We start from the raw sequence: 13,660 nt of genomic DNA on the forward strand, positions 1-13,660 counted from the left end.
ATGACACAAAGCTAATAACAAAAAAGGCTTATGATAAATAGCACGCTATTCGTCATAAGCCTTTTTCTTTCTCTATTATTAAGAGATTCTAATTAGAACTAGCTGTTATTTGCACGTCTAGGTCTACGAGGCTTAGGCCCAGTACCGTCATATTCAGGCTTTTTACGTCTAGATGAGTCGTTACCTGATTTTGCTTTATTGCCGCTAGCATTGCCACCTGAGCGTTGACCATCTTTATGCTCAACTCGACCTCTACCACGTCCTGAATTTTGACTTGGTTTAGATTTTGGCGGTCTACCTGTTCTTAAAGGTTTGATCTCACGTGATTCACCTAATTCATTGGCAGGTATAAACTTATCAATAACTTTTCGTTCGATGTGCTGCTGAATAACATGTTCAATGCCCCACAATAAGTCTAACTCATCGGCACAAACTAATGACAATGCTTGTCCAGTATTACCTGCACGGGCTGTACGGCCAATACGATGCACATAATCCTCAGGAACATTCGGTAAATCAAAGTTAACCACTTGGGGTAATAAATCAATATCAATACCACGGGCAGCAATATCGGTTGCCACAAGTACTTTTACCGAGCCATCTTTAAAGGCAGCAAGGGCCTTAGTACGCGCGCCTTGGCTTTTATTACCATGGATTGCCGCCGCAGTTAAGCCTTCCGCTTCAAGATGCTTAGTTAGCTTGTTTGCGCCATGTTTGGTTTTAGTGAAAACCAATACTTGTTGCCAGTTATTTTCTTGAATTAAATGCGTTAATACCGCTGGTTTACGTTTTTTATCAACGGCCATCAACCATTGAGTGACTTTTTCAGCGGTGCTATTTTCAGCATCTACCGAAATCTCTAAAGGGTTATTGACTAAACCTTTAGCTAAAGCGCGGATTTCAGGAGAAAATGTTGCCGAGAACAATAAGTTTTGACGGTCTTTTGGTAGCACTGCAATAAGTTTTTTAATATCGCGAATAAAGCCCATATCTAACATACGATCCGCTTCATCAAGAATAAACACTTCTAATTGACTAAATTTTAACGCTCTTTGATTGTATAAATCGAGTAAACGTCCTGGTGTCGCCACGAGTACATCAACGCCTTGGCGAAGTCTCGTTATTTGCGGGTTAATTTTCACGCCACCAAAAACTACCATTGAGTGTAAATTTAAATACTTACCATAAGTCTCTATGCTTTCGTGAATTTGCGCTGCTAGTTCACGCGTAGGGGTAAGTATTAATGCTCTTACGTTGTTTGATGCAACCTTATTGCCTTTGTTAGTAGAAAGGCGCTGTAATAGCGGTAAAGTAAATCCTGCTGTTTTACCAGTACCCGTTTGCGCTGCAGCCATAATATCGCGTCCTGAAAGAACGGCTGGAATAGCTTGCGCTTGAATAGGAGATGGCGTTTCATAACCCTTATCACGCACTGCTTTTAATAATGGCTCAGATAAACCTAAATCAGTAAATTTGGTTGTCGGGGTATCGCTCATAAGAATCTCTTTAATAAATAGCAAATACTGACAGCGGGATGAAACTGTTGGCAGCATGAAGGGGCGGCAGCATACAGTAAGGTTAATACCAAGTCTATTAAGTTATCCCTCACTCAGTGAGATATATTACGAGCTTTAGCTGAATCCCGCAGGTTCACCTAAAGCAGGTATAAAATAATATCAGTAAGTGTAGTGCAAAAAAAATAGGCTAAAAATAAAAAAGCCGAGTAACTTTCGTTACTCGGCTTTTCGCTAAATCAATAACTGATGAAACTTAAGGCATCATCGCCTCTTGATCAGCACCTTCTTTTTCAATCACTTCGGGTATTAAGTCTTCTCTTGAAATACCTAAGCCCAATGCCACTAACGAAGCAACATAAATTGATGAGTAAGTACCAACAAAAACACCAAATAATAATGCTGTAGCAAAACCGTGAATTAACTCGCCACCTCTAAAGAATAAAGCCGCCAATACTATTAACGTAGTAAAGGAAGTAATAATCGTACGACTCAAGGTTTGTGTTAAGGAGATATTAATCACTTCTTCTGAATTACTATTACGTATTTTCCTAAAGTTTTCACGAATTCGATCCGAAACCACAATAGTATCGTTAAGGGAGTAACCAATAACCGCTAAGATTGCCGCCAGTACTGTTAAGTCAAACTCAAGATTTAGTATTGAGAACAAACCTAAGGTCAATAATACATCGTGAAATAATGCCACTACTGAGCCAACTGCAAAGCGCCATTCAAAGCGAAAAGCAACATACATCAGTATACAGATAAGCGCCGTTAACATGGCTAAACCGCCCTGCTCAGCTAACTCGTCACCCACGCTGGCACCAACATATTCGATACGACGCATATCAACTTTCTGCCCTGAGCCAGACTCTAAAAGCGCCAAAATTTCATTGCCTAACATCTCAGCTTTAACGTCTTCACGTATACCAAGGCGGATGACAACATCTCGACTGCTACCGTAAAATTGTACTTTGGCATCAGCAAAACCATTATCAGTCATTACTTGGCGAATTTTCTTTAAATCAGCAGGTTGTTCAAAACCGACTTCAATCAAGGTACCGCCAGTAAAATCTAAACCAAAGTTAAGTTTATTGGTGGCTAAGGATATAACTGAAGCAATCATCAATATGGCACTAAATACCATGGCTATCTTGCGATAGCTCATAAAGTTGACAGTTTCTTTTAAGTGTAAAATTTGCATAATTTATCGTTCCTGTCTTTATATAGGTAATTTATCAAGGCGTTTACCGCCCCAAATAGCATTAACGACTGCGCGAGTACCTATAACAGAGGTAAACATTGAGGTGATAATACCGATAGACAAGGTGATTGCGAACCCCTTAACAGGCCCTGTGCCAATCGCATATAAAATAACTGCGGCGATTAACGTGGTAATATTCGCATCGATGATAGTAGAAAATGCGGCATCATAACCTTGGTGGATAGCTTGCTGAATTGTCTTACCTTCGCGTATTTCTTCTCTAATACGCTCAAATATAAGCACATTGGCATCAACGGCCATACCAACAGTCAAGACGATACCGGCCATACCAGGTAAGGTTAAAGTTGCGCCTGGAATCAATGACATTATACCAATAATTAACACTAAGTTTGCCGCCAGAGCTAAATTAGCAACAACACCAAAAGCACGGTAGTAAATAATCATAAAGATAAAGACTAAAGCAAAACCCAACAGAATAGCTTCAAAACCAAGTCGCACGTTTTCAGCGCCTAATGTTGGACCAACAGTACGCTCTTCAACGATAGTAATTGGCGCAATCAAGGCTCCAGCACGTAATAATAACGCTAAGTTGTGCGCTTCTGCTGGACTGCCAGCACCAGTAATGCGGAAGCTCTTACCTAATCGTGATTGAATAGTAGCAACAGAGATAATCTCTTGCACTTTTTCAAAAATGAGATTACCTTCGGCGTCACGTTTACCAGTAGGTTTATATTCAATAAATACCGTTGCCATTGGTTTACCAATATTACTTTTAGTGCCATTGGACATTTTTGCACCACCAGCACTATCCAGTGAAATATTAACTTGTGGACGTGAGTATTCATCAAAGCCTGATTTTGCATCAGTAATATGATCACCGGTAAGCATGATGCGCTTTTTCAATAAGGTTGGTTTGCCGTCTTTATCTCTTAATAAAATTGAGTTTGCTGGTATGCGACCATTTAGTGCATTAGCCAAATCGCCTTGGGTATCCACTAATCTAAATTCAATCGTTGCGGTAGCATTAAGAATTTCTTTTGCCTTAGCGGTATCTTGTATACCCGGCAATTCGATAACAATGTGTTTTTTACCTTGGCGTTGTACTAAGGGCTCAGCGACACCTAATTCATTAACACGATTACGAATAATGGTAATGTTTTGCTGCAAGGCATAATCACGAATTTCTTTTAGCTTTTGTTCGGTCATTTTTACGGTAAGGGTTAACTTATCGTCATCCGTTTTTATCAGTAAATCACGGTAACGTTTTTTCAGTAGTGACTCTGCCGCGTCTAGATCAGCAACCTTTCGGAAAATAACTACAATGCCGTTATTGGCTTCTTTTACGCTGCGATAACGAATTTTTTCATTACGCAAATCACCGCGAAAATCACTGACCATACCAATTCTAGCTTTATTAATGGCTTCTTTCATGTTTACTTCCATCAAGAAGCTAACACCACCACTTAAATCTAAACCTTTCTTCATTGGCGTGCCGCCAATTGCAGCTAACCAGTCTGGTGTCGCGGGGGTTAAGCTCAGTGCTACGGAGTATTTTTTACTTAAATTATCATCCAATACATCGCGGGCTTTAAGCTGATCTTCGGTATTTTTAAAACGCGTTAATACCTGACCGTTTTCTAAGGCAATGCTGTCAAAGTCAATATTGCTAGCAGCAAGCTGCACTTTGATGGTATCAAGCGTCGCAGCATTAGCTTCAACGCCGCGTAAACCTGATACTTGTACGGATGGATCTTCACCGTATAAGTTAGGTGTGGCATAGAGCGCACCTAAAGCAACGATAAATACCACCATCAGTGTTTTCCATAAAGGGTATTTATTTAACACAATGTGTCCTTTTTATTCGTTTATTTCTTTCACTATTTTTATCAAAAATAATTATTGGGATATGTTCATAATTCCGTTTAACTAAGTTAATTGGCCTTAATTCCAATATAAAGCACGGACTTGACGCAGGTCAATGAGTACTCTAGATGTCGAATTAATGCCAATTAACAACGGTAGAATGATTATAAATTTTTCATTGTGCCTTTTGGTAGCACTGCGTTGATTGCGCCTTTCTGTACTGTTACTTCAGTACCTTCGCTAATGCTAACAACAAGAAAGTCTTTTTCATCAGATACTTTAACGATTTTGCCAACAATTCCGCCTTGTGTTAATACTTCATCGCCTTTAGCAAGTGAAGACATTAAACCTTTATGCTCTTTTACACGTTTGGCTTGTGGACGGTAGATCATGAAAAAGAATACCAAACCAAAAACGGCTAGCATAATGATCATTTCCATTTGGCCACCGGCTGCTGCTGGTGCGTCTGCGGCGTGTGCTGTACTGATAAATAAACTCATAAATTCCCTACTTCTTTTTATAATTGGTGAGTAACTTTTTATTTTATTGCTCTTTCGCTCAATTAATACGTCAAAGGTACTCACTGACTAACGTCAGCTCCGTGCATTTTCCTTTTAATTGAACCAAAAACCGGCAAAATACTAAGCCACAAGATTCATTAAACTTCGATAATTACTTTTACTTAAAACATGTTTTTAGTTAAGGCTTAAAGCTAAACTTGCTTACTACCTGTCGCTAATGGTGGTACAGGTAAACCACGTAAAGCATAAAACTCTTCAACAAAGGCGTCTAATCTACCTTGCTCAATGGCATCACGCAAACCTTGCATTACTTTTTGATAAAAATGTAAGTTATGCAAGGTATTTAATTGTGAACCTAAAATCTCTTTACACTTATCTAAATGATGTAAATAAGCGCGTGAGTAATTCTTACAAGTATAACAATCACAGGTATCATCAAGTGGTGCAGTATCTGTTTTATGAGCAGCATTGCGGATCTTAATAACACCCGTATTAACAAATAAATGACCGTTGCGTGCATTACGTGTTGGCATGACACAGTCGAACATATCAATACCACGACGTACGCCTTCAACTAAGTCTTCTGGCTTACCTACTCCCATCAGATATCGGGGCTTATTTTTAGGTATCAAGGGGGCGGTATGATCTAAAATACGGATCATATCTTCTTTCGGCTCACCTACTGATAAACCGCCAATAGCATAACCATCAAAGTCGATGGCTTGTAAACCAGCAATAGAAACTTCACGTAAGTCTTCAAACATGCCGCCTTGCACTATACCAAACAGTGCATTAGGGCTATCGCCATGAGCATCTTTTGAACGTTGTGCCCAACGAAGCGATAATTCCATAGAGTCTTTTGACTCCTTATGGCTTGCCGGGTATGGCGTACATTCATCAAAAATCATGACGATATCAGAGTTCAAGCTACGCTGCACTTCTATTGAACGCTCTGGAGTAAGCATAATTTTCTCACCATTTACCGGTGAACTAAAGCGAACACCTTCTTCAGTGATTTTGCTCGTTTTACCCAAACTAAAAACTTGGAAACCACCAGAGTCAGTCAAAATTGGCTTATCCCAATTCATAAAACTATGTAAGCCACCATGTTGTTCAATAATGTCAGTACCTGGACGTAACATTAAATGAAAGGTATTACCTAAAATTATATCAGCGCCAGTCGCTGCAACTTCCTCTGGTTTCATACCTTTAACTGTACCGTAGGTACCTACAGGCATAAATGCAGGGGTTTCCACCACTCCACGGTCAAAAGTTAATCGCCCACGACGTGCTTTACCGTCTGTGGTGATTAACTCATATTTCATTTTATTTTTTACTACTTCAGTCATAAATTTTCTCTCTCACCTACTAGCGAAACAGGCTAGCGGTGCTTGGTTTAAAATAATCTTTACAAAATTGTTCTGGCTATAGCCTTTACGGTATATCTTGTTTACCTTACCTTGGGCTTAACGCTTGTTTCGTTAGCTTTTTTTTGTAAGGAACATAGCATCGCCATAACTAAAAAACCGGTACTCTTTATCTATAGCGTGTTGATAAGCCGACATAATATGATCATAACCAGAAAAGGCACTGACCAACATCAATAACGTTGACTCTGATAAGTGAAAGTTAGTCACTAAGGCATCAATAATTTTAAATTGATAACCTGGGGTGATGAATATATCGGTATCACCATAAAAAGGTGCTAGCAGTTGCTTAGTCGCTGGGTCTTTTTCTAGTGCGGCTTTTGCTGCGCTTTCTAGAGAGCGCACGGAGGTAGTACCTACAGCAACAACTCTACCACCGGCGGCTTTGGTTTTGTGTATTTTCGCAACCACTTCAGCTGAAACTTCAACGTATTCCGAGTGCATAATATGATCGGCAATTTCATCAACTTTCACCGGCTGAAAAGTACCTGCGCCAACATGTAAAGTGACAAAAGCCAGCTCAACACCTTTGGCCTTAATTTTTTCCAATAAGGGTTGGTCGAAATGCAAACCGGCCGTAGGCGCAGCAACTGCGCCAGGCTTCTCATTGTATACCGTTTGATAGCGCTCTTTATCGCTGTCTTCATCAGGGCGGTCAATGTAGGGAGGCAGTGGCATATGACCGATGTCATCTAAAATATCTAATACTGATTGTTCACCGTGGAATTTTAATTCAAACAAAGCGCCGTGACGTGCCACCATAGTGGCTTTAACCTTGCCTCTGCCCTCTTTACTACCCTGATCTCTACATAGGAATAGTTCATTGCCAACTTTAGGGGACTTACTGGCACGAATGTGAGCAAGGGCAGTATTTTGATCGATAATACGTTCAACCAAGACCTCAATTTTACCACCACTGGCTTTTTGGCCAAACATTCTGGCCGGGATCACTCGAGTATTGTTAAATACTAATAAATCACCTGCATTTAATTGCGCAACAATATCGGTAAAAACACCATCAGTTATCGCGCCAGAGTTACCATTTAAGGTCAATAAACGACTAGCACTACGCTCAGCTTTTGGATAACGAGCAATAAGGGCTTCTGGTAATTCAAAGGAAAAATCTGACACACGCATGATATTGGTTATTTTATGGCTTTAAAAAAGGCGTAATTTTAGAGCTGCACGTCCTTGATAGCAAGTTAATTCGCCACTTTTACCATTCAAGATTCGAGAATCGAAGGCAAAGCGGTTTAGAAACAACATAATTGTCAGTGATAGCCAGTATTTATAATAATAATCTCGACTAGAGGGCTTTTAGTGTATGTTGAACAATCAATCAATATTGCGCTATCCCTAGGGGTTCTCACTGAATACTTAGTTAGTACAGACTGAAGAGTGAATTACCTCATGAAAAAGAATCTTGCTTTTACAATCGCCAATACCATCATCAATGGCTTTGAACGCCATATTGAGCTGTTTATTGATATTACTCAATCTGCACGAGAGCGCTTTCAACAATGTCAATGGCAAGAGGTTCATCAGTCAGCTAGGGCAAGGACCAACTTTTATGACGAGCGAGTGGAAGAAACCTTTAACGCGATTAAAAACGACTTTAACATTAGCGCTCTTGATGACACTTTATGGCAACACATTAAAACCGTTTATTCTGATTTATTAACCCATCACAATCAGCCTGAGTTAGCCGAGACTTTCTACAACTCGGTGTTTTGCCATTTATTTGAGCGCAAGTACTATCATAATGATTATATTTTTGTCGAAAGTACCGCCCATCGACTTGATCAGAAAGCGATTCCTAAGATATACACTTCGTACCAGCCACAAACCCTGGGCTTAAAGAAAACCATCTGTAACATTATGAATAATCATAGAACGGTGATCCCTTTTGAAGATCTCGATCGTGATGTCGATGTCCTTATCAATGCCTTTCGCCGCAAGGCTCATAAAACCCGGGTAAAATTAGAAGATTTGCAGTTTGATATCCTGAACTTTACTTTTTATCGTAATAAAGGTGCTTATTTAATTGGCCGGGTATTATCGCCCGCAGGCGAAACGCCTTTTATTGTTGCGGTACTTAACAACGAAAAAGGCGGCTTATATATAGATGCCTTACTGACCACGAGCGAAAGCATGGCAGTCGTATTTGGTTTTGCCCGCGCGTACTTTTTTGTTGATTGCCAACATCCCTATGCACTGATTAACTTTTTACAGGCATTGATGCCACATAAAACCAAAGCTGATTTATATTCTGCTATCGGTTTTCATAAACAGGGCAAGACTCAGTTTTATCGAGACTTCCTCAATCACCTTGATAGCAGCGACGACCAATTTGAATTGGCTGCCGGAATTAAAGGCATGGTGATGTCGGTATTTACCCTGCCCTCATATCCTTATGTATTTAAAATCATCAAAGATAAATTTTCCCCCAGTAAAAATATGACTAAAAAGGATGTTAAAGGCAAATATCGTTTAGTAAAATTACACGATAGAGTGGGTCGCATGGCTGATACTATGGAGTATTCAGAAGTAGCCTTTCCCAAAGCGCGCTTTAATGACGAACTGTTAACCGAACTGCAAAAAGTCGCCTCGTCAATTATTCGCTATGAAGGAACAGGCGCAGACGAGCTGATTATCATTGAACACTTATATATTGAGCGCCGTATGATTCCGCTCAACATATACCTGTTAGATGCATTGAAAAATAAAGCCCAAGATAAAATAGACCAAGCGATGTTCGGTTATGGTGAAGCAATCAAACAACTTATCTCTGCTGATATTTTCCCTGGTGATATGTTACTTAAAAACTTTGGAGTCACTCGACATGGTCGAGTTATATTTTATGATTATGATGAAATAACCTATATGAACCAGGTTAACTTTCGAGTAAAACCTAAAGCGGTAACAGAAGAGCAATTATATGCTGCGGAGCCTTGGTATAGTGTCTTGCCTGGAGACATGTTCCCAGAAGAACTTGCCACTTTTGCCTTAGCTAACCCTAGTTACTTAAAAGCGTTTAAAATACACCATCAAAATTTATTAACCGCGTCCTATTGGCAGCAATGCCAACAAGATGTTGCTAACGGCATTTATAAAGATGTTTTTCCTTATCCCATTAAATACCGATTTTGTCATCAACGATTATCGACTAAGTAACAAAACCAAGTCCCTATGATGAGTAAGGTTTACTGAACTAATCAATGACAATCAATAAACTGGCTGTTTTATTGCCAGTTTGTTGATAAATCGTTCGAACAGACGTTGTTGAGTTAAAAAACGTTATTAGTGCTTTACCTTTGAACGTGCATCAGTATAATTCGAATCTGTTGCAGGGGTGTAGTTCCAATTGGTAGAACAGCGGTCTCCAAAACCGATGGTTGGGAGTTCGAGTCTCTCCACCCCTGCCATTTTATTTTCTAGAATATATTGATATTTCTTTATCAATAACCAAAAAAACAATCTAAAACAATCTAAAACAATCTAAAACAATCTAAAACAATCTAAAAAACTTGCACTAATATAATCCCTAGCATGAGTTTATCTGCTGTTCGTTAACAACTAATTCTGTCATTATACTCAGCCTTAAGTCTAAGTCCTAAAGAGCCATCGCTGATGAGCATAAATCAACATCAATTTGAGCAACTAACTGAAATGGGCATTAGCCTGTGGCAGCAGCGAACTAGTGACAGTCAGAGTAATACTTCGCCAATTGAGCCTGACAATAGCCTCAATATTGATTTGACAGTGTTAGCTAAACAACAGCTATTTAATGATATTTTATTAGCTATAGGGTTAAGTATCGGTGAAATTAATCACCAAGATGACCACTTAAACTTAGGGTTATTTAATTGGTATTTCACCAAGACTTCGTCACAAGACCAAATACAATGGCTTGAACAACAGCTAATCACCCCAGCTATCAGCAAAATTTCACAATCTCCTGCCCTTAAAAAGCAATTATGGCAATTACTGAGTAAGCACAATGAGCAATAATTCAAAACCTAACAACAATCAATTTACTGAAATTAAGGCAAACGATGTAGCTAGGTTAATGCCGATAGAGCTTGCTTGTCATTCTCATCCTTGGAGTGAAAAAACCTTTTTAAGTTGTATTGGTGGTCGTTACTTTGGCGAGCACTTAGTCGGTGAGAAGCTTGAAGAGAAAGTTGACGAGCTAAGCATTGGTTTCTACATTGGCGAATATGTTGCTGGTGAAGCTACATTGATGGATGTTTGTGTAGTGCCATCAGAGCAAGGTAAAGGTTACGGAAAAGTTTTACTTAAACAATTTTTAGCGCAAGCGAAAAAGCTTGGCGCGACAAAAATATTCTTAGAAGTACGTGCAAAAAACATCGCGGCACAGATGCTTTATATGAATGCCGGTTTTATTGAAATTAACCGCCGCACTGGTTACTACCCAAGTAGCTCAGGTTTTGGTTATGAAGATGCCATAGTGATGTCACTAAAATGCTAATAAGCAGCTATTAGATAAAAAAGTAACAAACTCACCGACACATTAACAAATAACAACATTTGACTACGTGAACCATCTAGTTAATCCCCCTGCTTTAGTTATTATATTAAACAATATCCTTACCCCGTTCCTAACAGTCATTAGGGAGAGCTATATGTTTAACAAAATAACCCCCACAACAGACAGCCAATTGTCTAATGAAGATGTCGCCAACCTAATCGTTAATGATGCGCTGAATAAAATCAGCCGACTTACCGGCTTGAGCGAGCAACAAGCTTTTCTTTTGTTATCAAACCAAATAAAAATGCACAATAGTGATGATATCCATGAACAAGTGACTAGGTTCAAAAGCCCTTTATTAGAGCAGAGCGAATATCAATTCATTTCAAATTTATTTAATAGCCAACTTACTTAACCTGAACACTGGATAATGAGTACTTGATATTTAAGTAAAAACAACAAATTACGGTTGTTAAGAATAAAATTTACAAGACTAAGTAGCGATATACTCTATCAATGTTTCAATTTATTCGATTATCAAGGCAAAACGTTTATGAATAACGAGTTATTTATCGACATTTTAACGCTGAGAATCGGATAAATGGGAATATTGAGCAAGTGCTGCTTATCCAGCAGTTCAGGTTACTTAACAACCTGTTCAACATGAAATGTAAACAGCACTAATACTACGCTTTAATAACGCCATTTTTTCAAACCAATCTCCTTTTGTTTTTTTCTTATACAATAAGCTAAATTTTTATCTGTACATGCTTAGCTTTTATTTTTCCTTTACTCCTTTGCAGTTGCTCACTTTAATAAAAAAAGTTACGCCTAAAGAAGCTGCTTTTTTACAGGTTTACCCTTTTTTAGTGGTACAATGCGCGCAATTTTTTAATGTTTATGAAAAGCCCAGTACTAAAGATGGTACTAAGCCAAGTGCTAAAGGCGCTTCTCTACTATTTACTTAACAGGTAATTTGCATGTCTGCACAGCAACAGCAAGTCGACTTACGTCGCACCTTTGCTATCATTTCTCATCCCGATGCGGGTAAAACCACCATCACCGAAAAAGTGCTTTTATTTGGCCAAGCCTTACAAAGAGCCGGCACGGTAAAAGGTAAAAAATCAGGTCAACACGCAAAATCTGACTGGATGGAAATGGAAAAAGAGCGTGGTATCTCAATTACTACCTCAGTGATGCAATTTCCTTACAAAGGCTGCTTGATAAACTTACTTGATACTCCAGGTCATGAAGATTTCTCGGAAGATACCTATCGTACACTGACCGCTGTTGATTCTTGTTTGATGGTTATCGATGTTGCTAAAGGTGTTGAAGCACGTACCGTTAAATTAATGGAAGTTACTCGTCTGCGCGATACGCCAATTATTACTTTTATGAACAAGATGGACCGCGATGTGCGCGACCCTATTGAAGTGATGGATGAAGTTGAAGACGTTTTAAAAATAAAATGTGCCCCTATTACTTGGCCAATAGGTATGGGCAAAGAATTCAAAGGTGTATATAACTTATTGACCGATGAAATATTTTTATATCAATCTGGCCTAGGCCACATGATTCAAGAAAAGCGCATCATTAAAGGTCTAGATAATCCAGCCCTTGATGAAGCCATTGGCCCGTTTGCTGAAGATTTCCGAGAAGAAATGGAATTAGTGCTCGGTGCCTCCCATGAGTTTAATTTAGAAGAGTTTCTAAAGGGTGAGTTAACGCCCGTATATTTCGGTACCGCTTTAGGTAACTTTGGTGTTGACCACATGCTTGACGGTTTAACCAAATGGGCACCTAAGCCCTTACCGCGCAAAACAGATTTACGCACAGTAACCCCAGAAGAAGAAAAATTTACTGGTTTCATTTTTAAAATACAAGCCAATATGGATCCTAAACATAGAGACCGTATTGCTTTCATGCGTATCTGCTCAGGCAAATATGAAAAAGGCATGAAAATGAAACAAGTGCGCATTAATAAAGATGTCAAAATTGCCGATGCGGTTACTTTTATGGCAGGTGACAGATCAAACGTTGAGGAAGCATATGCCGGCGATATTATCGGTTTACACAACCATGGCAGCATTCAAATTGGTGATACGTTTACCTCAGGTGAAATGATGAAGTTTGGTGGTATTCCTAACTTTGCCCCGGAAATGTTCCGCCGCATTCGTCTACGCGATCCACTTAAAGCCAAACAGCTACAAAAAGGCTTGATACAGTTATCAGAAGAAGGTGCTGTGCAAGTATTTAGACCCTTTATTAACAATGACATGATTGTTGGCGCGGTTGGTGTACTGCAATTTGAAGTGGTTGTGCACCGATTAAAAACCGAATACAAGGTTGATGCAATATACGAAGCCATTAGTGTTGCAACGGCGCGTTGGTGTACTTGTGATGATGAACGCACTTTAGAGCAATTTAAAAAGAAAGCCGGTGATAACTTGGCCTATGATGGTGGTAATAACTTAACGTATATCGCGCCAACTATGGTTAACTTATCGCTAGCGCAAGAGCGTAATCCAGACATCAAGTTCCATTCGACCCGTGAACACTAATTGGCTTCTTAGTTTGTCATTTTACGGCGTTGCTTAATCATTTTTATGCAGTCACTT

The 13,660-nt window shown here is 39.3% G+C and carries 11 protein-coding genes and 1 tRNA gene; 6 read left to right on the forward strand and 6 right to left on the reverse strand.

Translation table 11 applies throughout. The features are described from left to right. Positions 1–98: 98 nt before the first annotated feature. The 6 genes from F580_RS0119565 to queA all read right to left on the reverse strand — a co-directional run bounded on the left by F580_RS0119565 (position 99) and on the right by queA (position 7,687). Entirely contained in the window at positions 99–1,496 is a 1,398-nt protein-coding gene (locus tag F580_RS0119565) for a DEAD/DEAH box helicase (protein ID WP_019029449.1), read from the reverse strand. Positions 1,497–1,770: 274 nt separating this feature from the next. Further along, positions 1,771–2,718: a protein translocase subunit SecF gene (gene secF, locus F580_RS0119570; protein WP_019029450.1), complete on the reverse strand. Its 948-nt coding sequence runs from the start codon at positions 2,716–2,718 to the stop codon at positions 1,771–1,773. An 18-nt stretch (positions 2,719–2,736) separates the two neighbouring features. Next, on the reverse strand, positions 2,737–4,584 hold the full coding sequence (gene secD / locus F580_RS0119575; protein WP_026301551.1) for a protein translocase subunit SecD: 1,848 nt from the start codon (positions 4,582–4,584) through the stop codon (positions 2,737–2,739). A gap of 182 nt (positions 4,585–4,766) precedes the next feature. Next, positions 4,767–5,102, reverse strand: a complete 336-nt coding sequence (gene yajC, locus F580_RS0119580) for a preprotein translocase subunit YajC (protein ID WP_019029452.1) — start codon at positions 5,100–5,102, stop codon at positions 4,767–4,769. 212 nt (positions 5,103–5,314) lie between these two features. Beyond that, positions 5,315–6,448, reverse strand: a complete 1,134-nt coding sequence (tgt, locus tag F580_RS0119585) for a tRNA guanosine(34) transglycosylase Tgt (protein ID WP_026301552.1) — start codon at positions 6,446–6,448, stop codon at positions 5,315–5,317. A gap of 156 nt (positions 6,449–6,604) precedes the next feature. Further along, complete coding sequence (queA, locus tag F580_RS0119590) at positions 6,605–7,687, reverse strand: tRNA preQ1(34) S-adenosylmethionine ribosyltransferase-isomerase QueA (protein ID WP_019029454.1); 1,083 nt, start codon at positions 7,685–7,687, stop codon at positions 6,605–6,607. A 273-nt stretch (positions 7,688–7,960) separates the two neighbouring features. On the opposite strand from queA, the gene aceK reads away from it, so the two are divergent. The 6 genes from aceK to prfC all read left to right on the forward strand — a co-directional run bounded on the left by aceK (position 7,961) and on the right by prfC (position 13,603). Further along, entirely contained in the window at positions 7,961–9,724 is a 1,764-nt protein-coding gene (gene aceK, locus F580_RS0119595) for a bifunctional isocitrate dehydrogenase kinase/phosphatase (RefSeq protein WP_019029455.1), read from the forward strand. A gap of 174 nt (positions 9,725–9,898) precedes the next feature. Next, positions 9,899–9,975: transfer RNA gene (locus tag F580_RS0119600), tRNA-Trp, on the forward strand. Between the two features lie 205 nt (positions 9,976–10,180). Further along, positions 10,181–10,561, forward strand: coding sequence for a DNA polymerase III subunit psi (locus F580_RS0119605; protein WP_019029456.1), 381 nt, complete (start codon positions 10,181–10,183; stop codon positions 10,559–10,561). Beyond that, a complete protein-coding gene (rimI, locus tag F580_RS0119610; protein WP_019029457.1) occupies positions 10,551–11,042 on the forward strand; it encodes a ribosomal protein S18-alanine N-acetyltransferase in 492 nt (163 codons plus the stop codon). The genes F580_RS0119605 and rimI overlap by 11 nt, the downstream gene beginning before the upstream one ends. A 154-nt stretch (positions 11,043–11,196) precedes the next feature. Beyond that, positions 11,197–11,457, forward strand: coding sequence for a hypothetical protein (locus F580_RS0119615; protein ID WP_019029458.1), 261 nt, complete (start codon positions 11,197–11,199; stop codon positions 11,455–11,457). A 565-nt stretch (positions 11,458–12,022) separates the two neighbouring features. Beyond that, on the forward strand, positions 12,023–13,603 hold the full coding sequence (gene prfC, locus F580_RS0119625; RefSeq protein WP_019029460.1) for a peptide chain release factor 3: 1,581 nt from the start codon (positions 12,023–12,025) through the stop codon (positions 13,601–13,603). Positions 13,604–13,660: the final 57 nt, after the last annotated feature.

Origin of the sequence: Colwellia piezophila ATCC BAA-637 (assembly GCF_000378625.1) — a bacterium.
GTDB classification, from domain to species: domain Bacteria; phylum Pseudomonadota; class Gammaproteobacteria; order Enterobacterales; family Alteromonadaceae; genus Colwellia; species Colwellia piezophila.

Coding starts and splice junctions, on each gene's coding strand:
- F580_RS0119565 (WP_019029449.1), bottom strand. CDS start 1,496: ATGAGCGATACCCCGACAACCAAATTTACTGATTTAGGTTTATCTGAG.
- secF (WP_019029450.1), bottom strand. CDS start 2,718: ATGCAAATTTTACACTTAAAAGAAACTGTCAACTTTATGAGCTATCGC.
- yajC (WP_019029452.1), bottom strand. CDS start 5,102: ATGAGTTTATTTATCAGTACAGCACACGCCGCAGACGCACCAGCAGCA.
- tgt (WP_026301552.1), bottom strand. CDS start 6,448: ATGAAATATGAGTTAATCACCACAGACGGTAAAGCACGTCGTGGGCGA.
- queA (WP_019029454.1), bottom strand. CDS start 7,687: ATGCGTGTGTCAGATTTTTCCTTTGAATTACCAGAAGCCCTTATTGCT.
- aceK (WP_019029455.1), top strand. CDS start 7,961: ATGAAAAAGAATCTTGCTTTTACAATCGCCAATACCATCATCAATGGC.
- F580_RS0119605 (WP_019029456.1), top strand. CDS start 10,181: ATGAGCATAAATCAACATCAATTTGAGCAACTAACTGAAATGGGCATT.
- rimI (WP_019029457.1), top strand. CDS start 10,551: ATGAGCAATAATTCAAAACCTAACAACAATCAATTTACTGAAATTAAG.
- F580_RS0119615 (WP_019029458.1), top strand. CDS start 11,197: ATGTTTAACAAAATAACCCCCACAACAGACAGCCAATTGTCTAATGAA.
- prfC (WP_019029460.1), top strand. CDS start 12,023: ATGTCTGCACAGCAACAGCAAGTCGACTTACGTCGCACCTTTGCTATC.